A 15,437-nucleotide genomic window follows, 5' to 3' on the forward strand; every position below is an offset into this window, starting at 1 on the left:
GCGGAGCGATCACGGTGCCCCAGCGCCGCCACCGACCGCCGCGTCCGCATCGGTGTCCGCCTCCGGTCGCCGGTCCGGGGCCGCCTCGGCGGTGTGCTCCCGCGGTGCCAGCGAGGCCAGGTCCCCGGTGTCGCCGAGCCGCAGCAGAAAGGGCCGCAGCCGGGTGTAGCGGATCGCGGTGACCGAACACGGGTCGGCCTGGATCCGCTGGAAGAGGTCGAGATGGAGGCCGAGCGCGTCGGCGACGAGGGCCTTGATGATGTCGCCGTGGGAGCACATCACGTAGGCGGCGTCGCCACCGTGCTCGGCCTCGATCCGCGCGTTCCAGTCCCGCACGGCGTCGACGGCACGCGCCTGCATGGCGCGCATGGACTCACCGCCGGGGAACGCCGCGGCCGACGGATGCTGTTGCACGACGCCCATCAGCGGCTCGTCGGTGAGTTCGGCGAGCTTGCGTCCCGACCAGTCGCCGTAGTCGCACTCGTTGATCCGCTCCTCGGTGTGCAGCGTCAGCTCCGGCCGCGCGTCGAGCAGCGGCCGCAGGGTCTCCCGGCAGCGCTGCAGCGGGCTGCTGACGACGGCGGCCAGCGGCAGTGCGGCCAGCCGTCCGGGCAGCTCCGCGGCCTGGGCGGCGCCGCGCTCGTCGAGCGCGACACCGGGCGTCCGGCCCGCGAGCACCCCGGCCGTGTTGGCGGTGGAGCGTCCATGGCGTACGAGGATCAGGGTGGGCATACGGGCCAGCGTAGGCCGCTGCCGGCGGTGAGGTGCGCCGGGGAGCGGGGCAGGGAAGAATGCGCGCCGTGATTGTGGACTGTGCGATCTACCGGGACGGGCGTCGTACCGAAGGCCCCGCCGATCTTTCCGATGCCCTCGCGGAGGCACGGGCGACCGGGGACGCGTTTCTCTGGATCGGCCTGTACGAGCCGACGGAGCAGGAGGTCGACCGCGTCAGCAGCGAGTTCGGACTCCATCCGCTGGCCGTGGAGGACGCCCTGAGCGCGCACCAGCGGCCCAAGCTGGAGGTCTACGACGACTCGCTCTTCGCGGTCATCAAGCCGGTGGTGTACGAGCACCTGAGCGACACCGTCACCACCGACGAGCTGATGGCCTTCATCGGCGATTCCTTCGTCGTGACGGTCCGGCACGGGGAGGGCGCGCCGCTCGCCGCGGTACGCCGCCGGCTGGAGTCGGAGCCGGAGGTCCTCAAGCACGGGCCGACCGCGGTGCTGTACGCGATCAGCGACGCCGTGGTCGACCACTACATCGAGGTGGCGGGCGAGCTCCAGGCCGACCTGGAGGAGCTGGAGACCGAGGTGTTCGCGCCGACCGGCACCACGGACACCAAGAACACCGCGTCCCGCATCTACACCTTCAAGCGGCAGCTCCTGGAGTTCCGCCGGGCCGCCGGGCCGCTGAGCGCCCCCATGGCCCGTCTGGCGAGCGCGGAAGTGCCGTTCGTCCCCGAGCACTCGCAGCCGTTCTTCCGCGACGTGAGCGACCATCTGACGCGTGCCAACGAGTATGTGGACGGGCTCGACCGGCTGCTCTCCGACATCCTCGCGGCGCATCTGGCCCAGGTGGGCGTGCGGCAGAACGACGACATGCGCAAGATCTCGGCCTGGGCGGCGATGGCCGCCGTACCGACGATGGTGGCGGGGATCTACGGCATGAACTTCAAGCACATGCCGGAACTCGGCTGGGCGTGGGCCTATCCGGTGGTGATCGTGCTGATGGGTTCCGTGGTGTTCGGCCTGTACCGGCAGTTCAAGCGGCGCGGCTGGCTCTGACGGCCGGTCCGCCGCGGCGCCCGGATCAGGCGAACTCGGCCGCCTGCGCGGCGGTACCGCCCAGTGCGTCGCGCCGCGCGGGCGGCTCCAGGCTCACCATGCGCCGCCATCCCAGGAGCCGTTCGTACGCGTAGATCCCGTGGATCCCCGCGGTCAGCGCCGCCGCCTTGGCCCGGGGCCAGCCGAGGATGCGGCCCATGTGGTCCATCACGGCGAGGCTGACGTCGCGGTACACCCGGATCTCGGCGAGCGCGCACTCGCGCAGGATGCGCTGGATGGTACGGCCGTGTCCGACGAGGGCGAGCCGGAGCAACTCCTCGTGGCAGTAGGCCAGGTGGTTGTCCTCGTCGTTCGAGATCATCCGCACCGCGCGGCCGAGGTCGGGGTGGTCGGCGAAGTGCTTGCGCAGCAGCGTCATCTGCTCGGTTCCTTGCCGAGAGCACCACTGCCACCTCCGTACCGGCATCCGCCCGTCGACAGTCAAATGCGGCACACCCACCCGGGCAACAGGAACGTCCCCCGGCTACGCCGGACGGGTCGCGGCGTTCCCGGCCCGTCCGGCGGTCGAGGACGGACCGTGGCCCCGGTGACCCCGCGCCGGAGCGCGCACCGATCGGCGTAACCCCGCGCCCACGAAAGCGTTGTTACGCGTAACGGCCGTGGCGGGGAGCCCCCGAGCCCCCACCACGGCCGTAGCGCTCTCCCGGAGCCCCCTCCGTCCACCGGTCCGCACTACGCGAGCCCGGACCGCTCCAGCGCCTCCGTGCCGGCCCGCAGAGCCGTGATCCGCTCGTCGAGCGTGAACCCGGCCGGAGCCAGGGTCAGTGTCGTGACCCCCGCCGCGGCGTACGCCTGCATCCGCTCGGCGATCCGCTCGACCGGACCGAGCAGCGTGGTCTGGTCGATCAGCTGGTGCGGGACGGCCGCGGCGGCGCCGCTCTTGTCGCCGGACAGGTACTTGTCCTGGATCTCGGCGGCTTCCTTCTCGTAGCCCATGCGCTGCGCGAGCTGGTTGTAGAAGTTCTGCTTGCGGCTGCCCATGCCGCCCACATACAGCGCGGTGTACGGACGGAACATGTCCGCGAGGCCGTTGACGTCGTCACCGACGGCGAGCGGCAGGGTCGGGCAGACGTCGAAGCCCTCCATGGTCTTCCCGGCCTTCTCGCGGCCCGCCCGCAGGTACTTCACGGCGGTGTCCTCGAGGTGCTCCGCCGAGGGGAAGATGAGCAGCGCCCCGTCGGCGATCTCGCCGGTCTGTTCCAGGTTCTTCGGGCCGATCGCGGCGATGTAGAGCGGAATGTGCTCGCGCTGCGGGTGGACGGTGAGCTTGATGGGCTTGCCCGGGCCGTCGGGCAGCGGGAGCGTCCAGTGCTGACCCTCGTACGACAGCCGCTCACGGGACATCGCCTTGCGGACGATCTCCACGTACTCCCGGGTGCGGGCCAGCGGCTTGTCGAACTTGACGCCGTACCAGCCCTCGGAGACCTGCGGTCCCGACACGCCGAGGCCGAGCCGGAACCGGCCGCCGGAGAGCGAGTCGAGGGTGGCGGCGGTCATCGCCGTCATCGCGGGCTGGCGGGCCGGGATCTGCATGATCGCGGAGCCGACGTCGATGGATTCGGTCCGGGCGGCGACCCAGGCGAGCACCGTCGGCGCGTCGGAGCCGTACGCCTCGGCCGCCCAGCAGACGTCGTATCCGAGCCGGTCGGCCTCCTGGGCGACGGCGAGGTTGTCGCCGTCCATTCCCGCACCCCAGTAACCGAGATTGATGCCGAGCCGCATAGCCGCTCTCCTTACTGATCAGTAACGTGCCTGAGCTCCGGACTCTAGCGCGCGGCGGCGGCTTCCGGCAGAGGCGATGTGGTGCCGGGTTGTTGTCCACAGGCTTCCGCCGGGTGGGGTCCCGGCCAGTAATCTCAGCGCCCATGGAGCAGAGGCATCTCGGCCGCACCGGCCTTCGAGTGTCCCGGATCGGGCTCGGCACCCTCACCTGGGGCCGGGACACCGACGAGCATGACGCTGCCGAACAGCTGAAAGCCTTCTGGGAGGCGGGCGGCACGCTGGTCGACACGGCTGATGTGTACGGCGGTGGGGAGGCCGAATATTTGCTCGGGCGGCTCACCGAGGGTCTGGTGCCGCGGCAGGATCTGGTCATCGCCACGAAGGCCGGCGGCGTGGCCGACCCGTACCGCCGGTTCAACGGCTCGCGCGGTCATCTGCTGGCCGCGCTGGACGCCTCCCTGGCACGGCTCGGCACGGATTACGTGGACCTGTGGCAGGTGCACGCCTTCGACCCGGTGACCCCGCTGGAGGAGACCCTTCAGGCGGTGGACCTGGCGGTGTCGACCGGCCGTGTCCGGTACGCGGGGGTGTCGAACTTCTGCGGCTGGCAGCTGGCCAAGGCGGCGACCTGGCAGCTCGCCTCGCCCGGGTTGCGCACCCGGCTGGCGAGCACCCAGATGGAATACTCCCTGTTGCAGCGGGGCGTGGAACGCGAGGTCCTGCCGGCCGCGCGCGATCTGGGGGTGGGGCTGCTGCCCTCCTCTCCGCTGGGCAGGGGGGTCCTGACCGGCAAATACCGGACGGGCACTCCGGCGGACTCGCGCGGCGCCTCGGAGCTGCTGGCCCCGTTCGTCGAGCCGTATCTCGACGACCCGGCGAGCCGCATCGTGGACGCGGTGTCCACCGCGGCCGACGGCCTGGCCACGACGGCGCTCCAGGTGGCTCTCGCCTGGGTGCGGGACCGGCCGGGGGTGGTGGCCCCGATCGTCGGAGCGCGCAACGCGCAGCAGCTCACGGAGGCATTGTCAGTGGAGGCGCTTAGTCTTCCTGACGAGATCTGCCAGGCGCTCGACGACGTGTCGGCGCCCGTGCACCGCTATCCCGACCAGGACTGGAGCACGCTGTGACTGCGCTTCCCCGGGGGGAAACCCCCGGCTCCCCGGCCGCCGACGACACCGGCGTCGTCACGGACCCCTCCGCGGCCGTGCCCGCCCCGTCCGCACCGGACGAGGGGCACGAGGCGGACGAGGGTTCGCCGACGGCCGATGCCGCCGTCGATGGCGCGCGGACGGACGGCGACGACCACCGGGCCACCGGGACCGACGGAACGGCCGCGGCCGACGCCGAGCCCGACGGCGCCACCGACGCGACAGCCGCGACCGACGGCGTCGTGGACGGGGCGGGCGCCGGCCCCGCCGCGCTCTCCGAGGCGGAGGCCGAGCTGACCGCCCAGCGTGAGCTCCGGGAACGGATCGAGAAACGCAAGGCGGAGAAGGCGGGCCCCATCGCCGCCGGTGCGAAGCTGAGTGGCAGGGCGGCCGATCTGCTGGCGGCCGTGCGTGCCGTGGAGAGCGGTGAGAAGCCCTCCGCCGCGTTCCTCGACTCGTCCGAACCCGCCGCCCCCCACCGGGCCGCTCCCGCGCCGGTACGGCCTCGAACGCCCGTTCCGGCCCCGGTCGCGCAGGGCCCCTCGCCGCAGACACTGGCAGCGGTGGCCGCCGTACTGGCCGAGGGCGGGGCTCCCGGAGCGCTGGCGGCCCCGGCGGCGGAGGCCCTCGGTGCGCAGGCGGCCGGCGCCCTGCGCGAGGACCCCTGGCAGTTGCTGGCCGTGCCGGCAGTGAGACCGGAGCAGGCCGACGGCTTCGCCCGGGCCCTGCTGGGCGCCGAGTGCGGTCCGGACGACGAGCGGCGGACCTCGGCCCTGGTCGGCTGGCTGCTGGAGCGGGCCGCGCTCCAGGGCCATACGGCGCTGGACGCGACGGCGGTCCGTGCGGCGCTCGCCGAGCGCGCGGTGAGCGACCCCGCCGCGGCCGTCGAGCACGCCGTCGCCGAGGGCGTCGTCCTGGTCTTCCAGGACAGCCAGGAGGACGAGGGCGACCAGGAGCCCGCAGCACCCGCGGAGGCCGAGGAGAGCGCGGAGGGCCGGACCGGGCAGGAACCCGTACCGGCGCTGCTGGGTCTCGACCGGTACGCACTCGCCGAGGAAAGCCTCGCCGACGGGCTGGCCCGGCTGGCCAACGCCTGCGAGAAGGACGCCGACTGGACGGCGGCGGCCACGGCCGCGGGCTCCCCGTCGGCGGCCGAGCTGATCCGTGCGGTCGCGGCCCACGGACTGGTGGCGCACACCGGCGGCGAAGCGGCCAGGGCCGAACCCGCGGCGCTGATCAGCGCTGCCCGCGGCCTCGGACTGCGCGCACTGGGCGCCGTGCACAGCATGGACGGCAGACGTCGGCTGGCCGAGACGACCGGCGATCCGTCGGCGGCCGTCACCCTCGCCGGGCTGCTCTGTGGCGCGGAGGGTCCGGGGCGGGACGAGGAGGGGGCGATCGCCGTCGACCTGCTCGTCGTGCTGGACGCCCCGCAGCTGGACGTCGAGACCGCTGCGATCCTCGTGGAGTCCCTGAGCGACGGCACCCGGCTGGTGCTCAGCGGCGATCCCGGCGTGCTGGGTTCGGCCGGTGCGGGACGGGTGTTCGCGGATGTGCTGGCGGCCCGCGCCTGCCCGCAGATCGTGTCCCGTACACCCGATCCGGGACCGATCGGCGAACTGGTCTCCGGCATCGGCGTCGGAGAGCTGAACCAGGTCGCGGCGCCCGGCAAGGAAGTGGTGATCGTCCCCGTGCGCGACGCGGGCGAGGCGGTGCACCGCACCGTGCAACTGGTCGCCGACTCGGTGCCGCGCGCCATCGGCGTACCGTCGGCCGATACCCAGGTGATCACCGTCGGCCACGGCGGCCCGGCGGGCACCCGGGCCCTGAACGCGGCGCTCAAGGAGCGGATCAACCCCGGTCCGGGGCGGTTCGGCGGCTTCGACCCGGGCGACCGTGTCGTCCATGTCCCGGCCCCCGGCAGGACCCTGCCCGCAGTGGTCGTCTCGGCCGACGCCGAAGGCCTGCATCTGGACTGCGGGGGCACGAAGCTCGTCGTACCCCAGGAGCGGGTGGAGTCGTCCGTACGGCATGGCTGGGCACTCAGCGCCCATCAGGCCGCCGGTATGCGGTGGCCCGCCGTGGTCGTCGTGCTGCCCGGTGACGCCGCGCAGGCGCTGAGCCGCCCCTGGGTGTACACCGCCTTCAGCCGCGGCGAGCGGCATCTGTCCGTCGTGCACGGGGTGGATCAGGCGCTCCAGCGCGCGGTCGCCCAGTCCCCGGCGCAGGACCGCACGACGCGGCTGCGCCCCCTGCTGGAGGCATCGGCCCGATGACCGGGCCGCCCCGTCGGACGGGCTCGGAACGGAGCCCGTCCGACGGACGGATCAGGAGCTGTCCGCCACCAGGCCGGCCGGCAGCTCGTCCGTTTCGTCCTCGTCGAAGACCGCGCTGACGTCGAAGCGGCAGACCACCAGTTGCGGATCCGCGTCGTCGAACGGTGCGCCGAGCCACTCCCCGGCCTCGGGGGGCTCCTCGGCCGCCGTGACCCAGAGCGTGGAGTCGCCCTCCTCCAGTCCGAACTCCATGTGCCGGGAAGCGATCTCGTCCGGTTCGTACTCGCCGAAGAGCACTCCGAGCGCCGCGTGGACGCTGGAGCCGACGACCGCGGCGCTCCCGCCGCCGCGGTCGTCCGGATCGAGGTCGGCGATCCGCTGAGCCTGTGCGAGCAGCCTCGGCGGCTCCACCACCGCGTAGTCACGCCGGATGAGGACGCTGAGCGCGTTCGGCTCCTCGGGACCGGCGTACGGCGGGAGGGAGTCCTCCGCACCCGGGATCTCGAAGGGGGTGACCTCGTCGTAGCGGTCGTAGAGCAGTTCGTCGTAGAACTCAGCAGCGGCGGCCAGTGCGTTGAACGCTTCATAGACGGCGGGATCGTCGTCCCCCGTCCGGCGTTCGACCGCCTCGAGGTGATGGTCGAGCGCGGCTTTGATCGCTTCGGCGGCGGCGCGTACCTCGGCAGCGGTGGGCTGCGCAGCATCAGACATGGTGCAGACGCTATCCGTAGACGGGCTCTGCCCGCACAATAGATGCGATGCCGGAATACGAATTTGTCGATGTGTACGTGCCGCGCGGGGTGTCCCGGAAGGAGACGGCCCGCCTGCTGACCGACCATGCCGAGTACGGGCTCTGGGAGTTGGACCGGCTGACACTGCGCCGTGACGGCAGCCGCAGGGTGCGGCTGCGCCGACGGATCATCCGCCAGCTACGGGCCACCTGGTGAGACCGCGGTCCATCCGGTGAAACGGAACGGGCCCCGCCGTCGCGGGACCCGCTCCCTTTGCCGTGCCTGCGTCGTCCCCTCGGTCCGCTACGCGGACATCCGGGCGCGGCGGTAGAGCACCGTGCCCGCACCCGCGAGCAGCAGGCCCGCGCTCGCCGGGACCAGCAGGCCGAGCTGGCCCGCTCCGGTGTGTGCGAGCTCGGCGACGCCCTGTGTCTCGAGCGCGTTGTGCACAGCCCGCACTCCGGGTGCCGGGGGCTTGTTCTCGGTGACCGGGGTGACCGGCGTGCCGACCGGCGGCGTGACGACGTCCGTACCGTTTCCGCACTCGTTGCCGGAGACGGGGTTGAGCAGTCCGCCGATGGTGACACTGTTCCCGCAGGCGTTCACGGGGATGTCGATGGGCACCGCGATGTTGTTGCCCGAGAGCACACCGGGCGAGCCCTGCGCGCTCCCCTCGGCCGTCGCCCCGCTCCCGGTGTCGCCCGTGACGGCCCGGTGCTTGCCGGTACCCGCCCGGGTCGCCCGGGTCAGGTCGCCGGACACCTGGCTGCCCGAGGCGTGCCTGCCCGAAGCGGCACTGTGCGAACCGTTTCCGCAGGCGTTTCCCGCCGCCGGGTCGAGCAGTCCCACGACGCTCACGGAGTTGCCGCAGACATTGACCGGTACGTGGACCGGGGCCTGGACCGAATTCCCTGAAAGCACCCCCGGGGAATTCGACGCGTCGCCGGTCGCTCCGGCGTCGGCGTGCGCATAACCGCCGCTCAGCGCGAGGACTCCGCCCGCGGCCGCCATGGTGATCAGGCCTTTACGCGTGACCTGTCGCATAGGTTGATTCCTGCCTTCTACCTTCCGGAATACCCCCGGACTTGACCGTGCGGGGGCGGATTATCCAGCGGCCCCGGAGTGCATGGCGTGCACCCCGGGGCCGACCGGATTCAAACCCTTACGGGTTGACGCACAACGTCAGGCGTTGCCGCAGGTGTTACCGAAGGTGGGGTTCAGCAGCCCGACCACGGAGATCGTGTTGCCACACACGTTCACCGGCACGTGGATTGGGGCCTGGACGACGTTGCCCGAGAGCACGCCGGGGCTGCCGACAGCGGCGCCCTGGGCACCGGAGTCCGCGACGGCCATGCCCGCACCGGCGAGCACCAGACCACCAGTGACAGCCGCAGCGGCGACGATCTTCTTGATCACTATTCCTCCTAGTTGGCAATGCGGCCCCAGCCGCGGACCGCATCACTTGTAACGAGGAAGAGGTAATCGGGCTACGAGCGTATGGTTCCTTTCACTCGTTCCGGTCACGTACGCACACGCGGGCGATTATTGACGCGGAGAATCGGTGGAATATCAACGGAGGCCGGGCAGGAGCGCGGCACGGACTCAGCAGTTGTCGATGAAACGGTCGAGCACGCGCACGCCGAACTGCAGCCCGTCCACCGGCACTCGCTCGTCCACACCGTGGAACATGCCCGCGAAGTCGAGCTCCGGCGGCAGCTTCAGCGGGGCGAACCCGAAGCAGCGGATGCCGAGATCGTCGAAGGACTTGGCGTCGGTTCCGCCGGAGAGCATGTAAGGGACCGCACGCGCGATCGGGTCCTCCGCCTTCAGGGCGATCTGCATCGCGTCGACGAGCGAGCCGTCGAAACTGGTCTCCAGCGCCTTGTCCCCGTGTACGTCCTCGCGCTTCACCCGCGGGCCGAGGATCCGGTCCAGGTCGGCCAGGAACTCGTCCTCGAAGCCGGGCAGGAATCGGCCGTCGATGTGGGCGGTGGCCTGGCCGGGGATCACGTTCACCTTGTAGCCGGCGCCGAGCATGGTGGGAGCGGCGGAGTTGCGGAGCGTGGCGCCGATCATCTTGGCGATACCGCCCAGCTTGGCGAGCGTGGCGTCCATGTCCTCCGGGTCGAGCGGGGTGCCGAGCGCGTCGGACAGTTCGTCGAGGAAGGACCGTACGGTCTTGGTCACCCGGACCGGCCACTTGTGCCGTCCCAGCCGTCCGACCGCCTCGCAGAGCTCGGTGATCGCGTTGTCGCCGTTGGTCATCGAGCCGTGGCCCGCCGTGCCGTCGACGGTGAGCCGCATCCAGTGCATGCCCTTCTCGGCCGTCTCGACGAGGTAGAGCCGCAGCTTCTCGTTCACCGTGAAGGAGAATCCGCCGACCTCTCCGATCGCCTCGGTGACGCCCTCGAAGAGACCGGGGTGCTTGTCCACGAGATACCGCGCGCCGTACGTACCGCCCGCCTCCTCGTCAGCGAGGAAGGCCAGCACGATGTCGCGCGGGGGCTTGCGGCCGCTGCGCATCCGGTCGCGGACGACCGCGAGGGTCATCGCGTCCATGTTCTTCATGTCGACCGCGCCGCGGCCCCAGACACAGCCGTCCGCGACCTCACCCGAGAACGGGTGGTGCGTCCAGTCGTGGGCATTGGCCGGAACCACATCGGTGTGGCCGTGGATCAGCAGGGCGGGCCTGGAGGGGTCCTCGCCCTCGATCCGCGCCACGGTCGAGGCCCGGCCCTTGTGGGACTCGAAGATCTGCGGCTCCAGCCCGACCTCGGCCAGTTTCTCCGCGACGTACTCGGCGGCGCGTCGCTCCCCCGGCCCCGAGTGGTCCCCGTAGTTGCTGGTGTCGATCCGGATCAGCTCACGACAGAGGTCCACGACCTCGTCCTCGCCCGAGACGGTCCGGGCCGTGTTGGTCTCGCTCACACTGCTTCCTTCCACTGTCGCTGCGGTGCTCCTCCCTCATCCTCCCGCGCCCGGCCCGCGCGCCCAAGGCCCCCACCCCTCGTCATATGCCCTTCACACCTCCCCCGGCGTGATCGAGCACCCCCGGATGTTTGCTATTGTTTTCCACGTCGGAACGGGCCGGGCCCGCGAGACAGACACCTTGTCCGGGTGGCGGAATGGCAGACGCGCTAGCTTGAGGTGCTAGTGCCCTTTATCGGGCGTGGGGGTTCAAGTCCCCCCTCGGACACAGATCGAAGTGCCGATCAGGAGCGATCCTGGTCGGCATTTCGCGTGGTGCTCACCTGGTCGCCGTGGGCCACGACACGAGGAGCCCGCACCATGTTCACCGCCGTACCGGCCGGCGCACTGCGATGAGGGGGCGCGCGAAGCCCCCGTCGGCGCCGCTGGCGCAGCGGGACGGGATCGATCCGGTGCGGCTGCGGCTCCCGGAGGATCCGGACGGGCGGTGGGCGACGGTCCGCGATCATCTGCTGGCGCGGTTCGCGGGGGCGATCGGGGCGGCGCGGGTGGACGCCATGTTCGCCGAGGGCCGGTTCGTCTCCGTAGCGGGACCGGTCTGCGCCGACGAGCCGTACGCGGCGGGCCGGTACCTCTGGTTCCACCGGGATTTCGCGCCGGAGGAACCGGTGCCGTTCCCGGTCGGTGTCGTCCACCGCGACGAGCACCTCGTCGTCGCCGACAAGCCGCACTTCCTGGCGACGACACCGCGCGGCCGGCACGTCACCGAGACGGCCGTGGCCCGGCTGCGCCGCGAGCTGGACCTGCCCGCACTGCAGCCCGCGCACCGGCTGGACCGGCTGACCGCGGGCCTCGTCCTGTTCGTCGTACGGCCCGAGGAGCGGGGCGCGTACCAGACGCTGTTCCGGGACCGTCTGGTGCGCAAGGAGTACGAGGCGGTGGCACCGTACGACCCCGGCCCGGCCTTTCCGCGGACCGTACGCAGCCGCATCGTGAAGGAGCGCGGGGTCGTCGCCGCCCGCGAGGAGCCGGGCGAGCCGAACAGTGAGAGCCGGATCGAGCTCCTGGAGCACCGGGCGGGGCTCGGCCGTTACCGGCTGTTGCCCGCCACCGGGCGCACCCATCAGCTGCGGGTCCACATGAACAGCCTGGGGCTGCCGCTCGTCCACGACCCGGTCTATCCGGTGGTCCGGCCGGAGGGTGCGGCCGGCGACTGGTCACAACCGCTCCAACTCCTCGCCCGGGTGCTGGAGTTCACCGATCCGGTCACGGGCGCGCCGCGCCGCTTCGAGAGCGGGCTGCGGCTCTCCGCGTGGCCGGACCGGTGAGCGGCCGCGGCCGTCAGTGACCGCGGGCGATCCATTCGTCCAGGTGTGGGGCCTCCGCGCCGATGGTCGTGGAGTCGCCGTGTCCGGTGCGGACGGTGGTCTCCGGATCCAGGGCGAGCAGCCGGTCCCTGATCGACGCGACGATCGTCGGGAAGTGGGAGAAGGACCGTCCGGTGGCGCCGGGTCCGCCCTGGAAGAGCGTGTCGCCCGTGAAGACGGTGGACAGCTCGGGGGCGTACAGACAGACGGCGCCGGGGGCATGGCCGGGGGTGTGCAGGACCCGGAGTGTCGTACCGGCGATCTCCAGCTCCTGGCCGTCGGCCAGTTCGCCGTCCGGGGCGCGGTCCGGGTGGGTCTGCTTCCACAGCGGCAGGTCGTCGGGGTGGAGCAGGATCGGCGCACCGGTGGCGGCGGCGAGGGCCGGGGCCGCGTCGATGTGGTCGTTGTGCGCGTGCGTGCAGACGATGGCGCGCAGCGTACGGCCGTTCAGCGCGGCCTCGATGGCGGCGGCGTCATGGGCGGCGTCGATGACGATCGCCTCGGTGTCGTCGCCGACGATCCAGACGTTGTTGTCGACGTCCCACTCCCCGCCGTCGAGGGCGAAGGTGCCGGAGGTGACGAGGTGGTCGATGCGGGCGGCCATCAGAGGATCACCACCGAGCGCAGCACGTCACCGTCGTGCATCCGGGCGAAGGCCTGCTCGATGTCGCCGAGTCCGATGGTCTCGGTGACGAACGCGCCGAGGTCGATCCGGCCCTGCTGGTGCAGGTCGATGAGCATCGGGAAGTCGCGCGAGGGCAGGCAGTCGCCGTACCAGGAGGACTTGAGCGAGCCGCCGCGGCCGAAGACGTCGATGAGCGGCAGTTCCAGCCGCATCTCCGGGGTGGGGACGCCGACCAGGACGACGGTGCCGGCGAGGTCGCGGGCGTAGAAGGCCTGCTGGTAGGTCTCCGGGCGGCCGACCGCCTCGATGACGACGTCCGCGCCATTGCCGTCGGTCAGGGCGCGGATCGCCTCGACCGGGTCGGCGGAGCGGGAGTTGACGGTGTGCGTGGCGCCCATCGTCTTCGCCGTCTCCAGCTTGCGGTCGTCGATGTCCACGGCGATGATCTTCGCCGCGCCGGCCAGCCGGGCGCCCGCGATCGCCGCGTCGCCGACGCCGCCGCAGCCGATCACGGCGACCGAGTCGCCGCGGCCGACCTGACCGGTGTTGATGGCGGCGCCGATGCCCGCCATCACGCCGCAGCCGAGGAGCCCCGCGACGGCCGGTGAGACCTCGGGGTCGACCTTGGTGCACTGGCCCGCGGCGACCAGGGTCTTCTCGGCGAACGCGCCGATGCCGAGCGCCGGCGACAGCTCCGTGCCGTCGAGCAGTGTCATCTTCTGCTTGGCGTTGTGGGTGTTGAAGCAGTACCAGGGGCGGCCGCGCAGACACGCACGGCACTGCCCGCACACGGCACGCCAGTTGAGGACGACGAAGTCGCCGGGCGCGACGTCCGTGACGCCCTCGCCGACGGACTCCACCACGCCCGAGGCCTCATGGCCGAGCAGGAACGGGAACTCGTCGTTGATGCCGCCCTGCTTGTAGTGCAGATCGGTGTGGCAGACGCCGCACGCCTGGATCTTCACCACGGCCTCGCCGGGGCCCGGGTCCGGGATGACGATCGTCTCGACCCGTACCGGCTCGTTCTTCCCTGGTGCGATGACCCCTTGCACCTGCTGCGCCATACCCTGGTCTCCCTGTTTCCGTCATGTGGTGAAGATCGAACACGAACAACCGTACGTCCCATGAGGGTGTCACGGCGGCGCGCCTCGTTGGCGGGAAACGACCGCCGTCCACCCGGTGAAATGCACTGGTTTCGGTCAGATGGGGCGAATCGCTGAACTGCCCGGCGCCCCGGTCCCGGTCCCGGTCCCACCAGAGCGCGCCGGCGACCCGTGCGGTCAGGGAGCCGTCGCGGGCGGCGGTCAGATGGGCGTCGGCCGGGTCGCTCATCGGGCCGAAGTCGCCGGCGACGACGTCCAGGCGACGGAGCCGTAGGGACGGACGGGCCCGGGGGCACGTACCGGCGGCCGGGGTACGGGCCTCATCAGGGCGCGAGCACGTCCAGTTCGTGCAGGGCGCCCACCGCGATCTCCTTCGTCAGCCGCTGCGCCGCCACCGCGTCGCCCTCGCGCACCGCTTCGGCGAGCCGGACGTGGAGGGTGACCGCGGCCGGGTCCGGATCCTCGAACATGACCTGGTGATGGGTGCGGCCGGCCAGGACCTCGGCGACGACATCGCCGAGCCGCGCGAACATCTCGTTGCCGGAGGCGTTCAGCACGATCCGGTGGAACGCGATGTCGTGCTCCAGGTATCCCTCCAGCTGCTGGCCGCGCGAGGTGGCGACCATACCGAGCGCACACTCGGTGAGGGCCGAGCACTGCTCCGGGGTGGCGTTGCGGGCGGCGAGGCCGGCCGCGACCGGTTCGATCGCCGAGCGCAGTACGGTCAGGGAGCGCAGCTGGCGCGGGCGGTCGGCGCCGGCCAGCCGCCACCGGATGACCTGCGGATCGTAGACGTTCCACGCCTCGGTCGGCCGTACGGTCACGCCGACCCTGCGCCGGGACTCGACCAGGTGCATGGATTCGAGGACGCGGATCACTTCCCGTACGACCGTGCGCGAGACGTCGAAGCGCTGGGCCAGCTCGTCGGTACGCAGTACCTGTCCGGGCCGGTGCTCCCCTGCGGCGATCTCCAGACCCAGGGTGTCCAGCACATGTGTATGCAGCCCGGGGCCCTGTGTGGTCATGGGCACAGCCTACGGGGCTCCGTTCAGGAACAAAAAGTACGACGTTTACGTCACAACATCTTGAATAAGTCGTACGTATAGGTTTCAGTAGCGCGACGGACCGATGTCGAGGAAGACGTCGAAGTAGACAGCGAGGCACCACCAATGAGCACCCCCCACGTCGTCGTGGTGATGGGCGTCGCAGGGACCGGCAAGACCACGATCGGCCCCCTGCTCGCCGCCGGACTCGGCGTTCCGTACGCCGAGGGCGATGACTTCCATCCCGCGGCGAACATCGCCAAGATGTCGGCCGGCATCCCGCTGGACGACTCCGACCGGTGGCCCTGGCTCGATGCGATCGGCCGCTGGGCGCACGGCCGGGCGGGGCTCGGCGGGGTGGTGAGCAGCTCGGCGCTCAAGCGGGTCTACCGGGACCGGCTGCGCGCCGAGGCCCCCGGTGCGGTCTTCCTCCATCTGACCGGCGACCGGACCCTGATCGAGAAGCGCATGGCGGAACGCAAGGGGCACTTCATGCCCACCGCACTGCTCGACTCGCAGTTCGCCACCCTGCAGCCGTTGCAGGAGGACGAGGCCGGCGTCTCGGTCGACGTGTCCGGCACCCCCGAAGAAATCACCCAGCGAGCCGTCGCCGCGTTGCGCCGGCTCGAAAACTAAGGATCACCACC

At 71.5% G+C, this 15,437-nt stretch carries 16 protein-coding genes, 1 tRNA gene and 1 pseudogene; 8 read left to right on the forward strand and 10 right to left on the reverse strand.

The genetic code is table 11. The features are described 5' to 3' along the window. Positions 1-9: 9 nt before the first annotated feature. Positions 10-732 (reverse strand): histidine phosphatase family protein, encoded by a 723-nt coding sequence (locus OG306_RS07130; protein WP_266745258.1) that lies wholly within the window; start codon positions 730-732, stop codon positions 10-12. Positions 733-791: 59 nt separating this feature from the next. Here OG306_RS07130 and corA point away from each other — a divergent pair, with 59 nt between their 5' ends. Further along, the gene (gene corA / locus OG306_RS07135; RefSeq protein ID WP_266745259.1) at positions 792-1,787 is read left to right on the forward strand and encodes a magnesium/cobalt transporter CorA; all 996 of its coding nucleotides are present in this window, start codon (positions 792-794) and stop codon (positions 1,785-1,787) included. 25 nt (positions 1,788-1,812) lie between these two features. On the opposite strand, the pseudogene OG306_RS07140 reads toward corA, so the two are convergent. Both OG306_RS07140 and OG306_RS07145 read right to left on the reverse strand, forming a co-directional pair. After that, positions 1,813-2,223, reverse strand: a pseudogene (locus OG306_RS07140) (ferritin-like domain-containing protein); the annotation flags it as partial. A 296-nt stretch (positions 2,224-2,519) separates the two neighbouring features. Next, complete coding sequence (locus OG306_RS07145) at positions 2,520-3,569, reverse strand: LLM class F420-dependent oxidoreductase (RefSeq protein WP_266745260.1); 1,050 nt, start codon at positions 3,567-3,569, stop codon at positions 2,520-2,522. Positions 3,570-3,712: 143 nt separating this feature from the next. Between OG306_RS07145 and OG306_RS07150 the strand changes: the two genes are divergently transcribed. Continuing rightward, entirely contained in the window at positions 3,713-4,696 is a 984-nt protein-coding gene (locus OG306_RS07150) for an aldo/keto reductase (RefSeq protein ID WP_266745261.1), read from the forward strand. Next, a complete protein-coding gene (locus OG306_RS07155; protein WP_266745262.1) occupies positions 4,693-6,993 on the forward strand; it encodes a helix-hairpin-helix domain-containing protein in 2,301 nt (766 codons plus the stop codon). Before OG306_RS07150 ends, OG306_RS07155 begins: the two co-directional genes overlap by 4 nt. A gap of 51 nt (positions 6,994-7,044) precedes the next feature. Here the strand turns inward: OG306_RS07155 and OG306_RS07160 are convergent, their stop codons facing one another. Continuing rightward, on the reverse strand, positions 7,045-7,704 hold the full coding sequence (locus OG306_RS07160; RefSeq protein ID WP_266745263.1) for a hypothetical protein: 660 nt from the start codon (positions 7,702-7,704) through the stop codon (positions 7,045-7,047). A gap of 47 nt (positions 7,705-7,751) precedes the next feature. Here OG306_RS07160 and OG306_RS07165 point away from each other — a divergent pair, with 47 nt between their 5' ends. Next, entirely contained in the window at positions 7,752-7,940 is a 189-nt protein-coding gene (locus OG306_RS07165) for a DUF5703 family protein (RefSeq protein ID WP_266745264.1), read from the forward strand. An 87-nt stretch (positions 7,941-8,027) separates the two neighbouring features. Here OG306_RS07165 and OG306_RS07170 read toward each other — a convergent pair whose 3' ends face one another. The 3 genes from OG306_RS07170 to OG306_RS07180 form a co-directional block, all read right to left on the reverse strand. Beyond that, a complete protein-coding gene (locus OG306_RS07170) occupies positions 8,028-8,768 on the reverse strand; it encodes a chaplin (protein WP_323183816.1) in 741 nt (246 codons plus the stop codon). A 138-nt stretch (positions 8,769-8,906) separates the two neighbouring features. Further along, on the reverse strand, positions 8,907-9,140 hold the full coding sequence (chpH, locus tag OG306_RS07175) for a chaplin ChpH (RefSeq protein WP_266745265.1): 234 nt from the start codon (positions 9,138-9,140) through the stop codon (positions 8,907-8,909). 186 nt (positions 9,141-9,326) lie between these two features. Beyond that, on the reverse strand, positions 9,327-10,652 hold the full coding sequence (locus tag OG306_RS07180) for a M20/M25/M40 family metallo-hydrolase (RefSeq protein ID WP_266745266.1): 1,326 nt from the start codon (positions 10,650-10,652) through the stop codon (positions 9,327-9,329). Positions 10,653-10,835: 183 nt separating this feature from the next. Between OG306_RS07180 and OG306_RS07185 the strand changes: the two genes are divergently transcribed. Both OG306_RS07185 and OG306_RS07190 read left to right on the forward strand, forming a co-directional pair. Next, positions 10,836-10,920 (forward strand) — tRNA-Leu (locus OG306_RS07185). 124 nt (positions 10,921-11,044) lie between these two features. Then, positions 11,045-11,980 carry a pseudouridine synthase gene (locus OG306_RS07190; protein WP_266745267.1) on the forward strand — a complete coding sequence of 312 codons (936 nt, stop codon included), beginning with the start codon at positions 11,045-11,047 and terminating at the stop codon, positions 11,978-11,980. A gap of 13 nt (positions 11,981-11,993) precedes the next feature. On the opposite strand, the gene OG306_RS07195 is transcribed toward OG306_RS07190, so the two are convergent. After that, positions 11,994-12,623, reverse strand: a complete 630-nt coding sequence (locus OG306_RS07195) for an MBL fold metallo-hydrolase (protein ID WP_266745268.1) — start codon at positions 12,621-12,623, stop codon at positions 11,994-11,996. Next, on the reverse strand, positions 12,623-13,708 hold the full coding sequence (locus tag OG306_RS07200; RefSeq protein ID WP_266745269.1) for an S-(hydroxymethyl)mycothiol dehydrogenase: 1,086 nt from the start codon (positions 13,706-13,708) through the stop codon (positions 12,623-12,625). The genes OG306_RS07195 and OG306_RS07200 overlap by 1 nt, the downstream gene beginning before the upstream one ends. A 139-nt stretch (positions 13,709-13,847) precedes the next feature. On the opposite strand from OG306_RS07200, the gene OG306_RS07205 reads away from it, so the two are divergent. Then, positions 13,848-14,021 (forward strand): hypothetical protein, encoded by a 174-nt coding sequence (locus OG306_RS07205; RefSeq protein WP_266752733.1) that lies wholly within the window; start codon positions 13,848-13,850, stop codon positions 14,019-14,021. A gap of 49 nt (positions 14,022-14,070) precedes the next feature. On the opposite strand, the gene OG306_RS07210 is transcribed toward OG306_RS07205, so the two are convergent. Beyond that, complete coding sequence (locus OG306_RS07210; RefSeq protein ID WP_266745270.1) at positions 14,071-14,772, reverse strand: FadR/GntR family transcriptional regulator; 702 nt, start codon at positions 14,770-14,772, stop codon at positions 14,071-14,073. 144 nt (positions 14,773-14,916) lie between these two features. On the opposite strand from OG306_RS07210, the gene OG306_RS07215 reads away from it, so the two are divergent. Then, complete coding sequence (locus tag OG306_RS07215; RefSeq protein ID WP_266745271.1) at positions 14,917-15,426, forward strand: gluconokinase; 510 nt, start codon at positions 14,917-14,919, stop codon at positions 15,424-15,426. Positions 15,427-15,437 lie beyond the last annotated feature (11 nt).

The sequence above is a fragment of the Streptomyces sp. NBC_01241 genome (assembly GCF_041435435.1).
Taxonomy (GTDB): Bacteria; Actinomycetota; Actinomycetes; order Streptomycetales; family Streptomycetaceae; genus Streptomyces.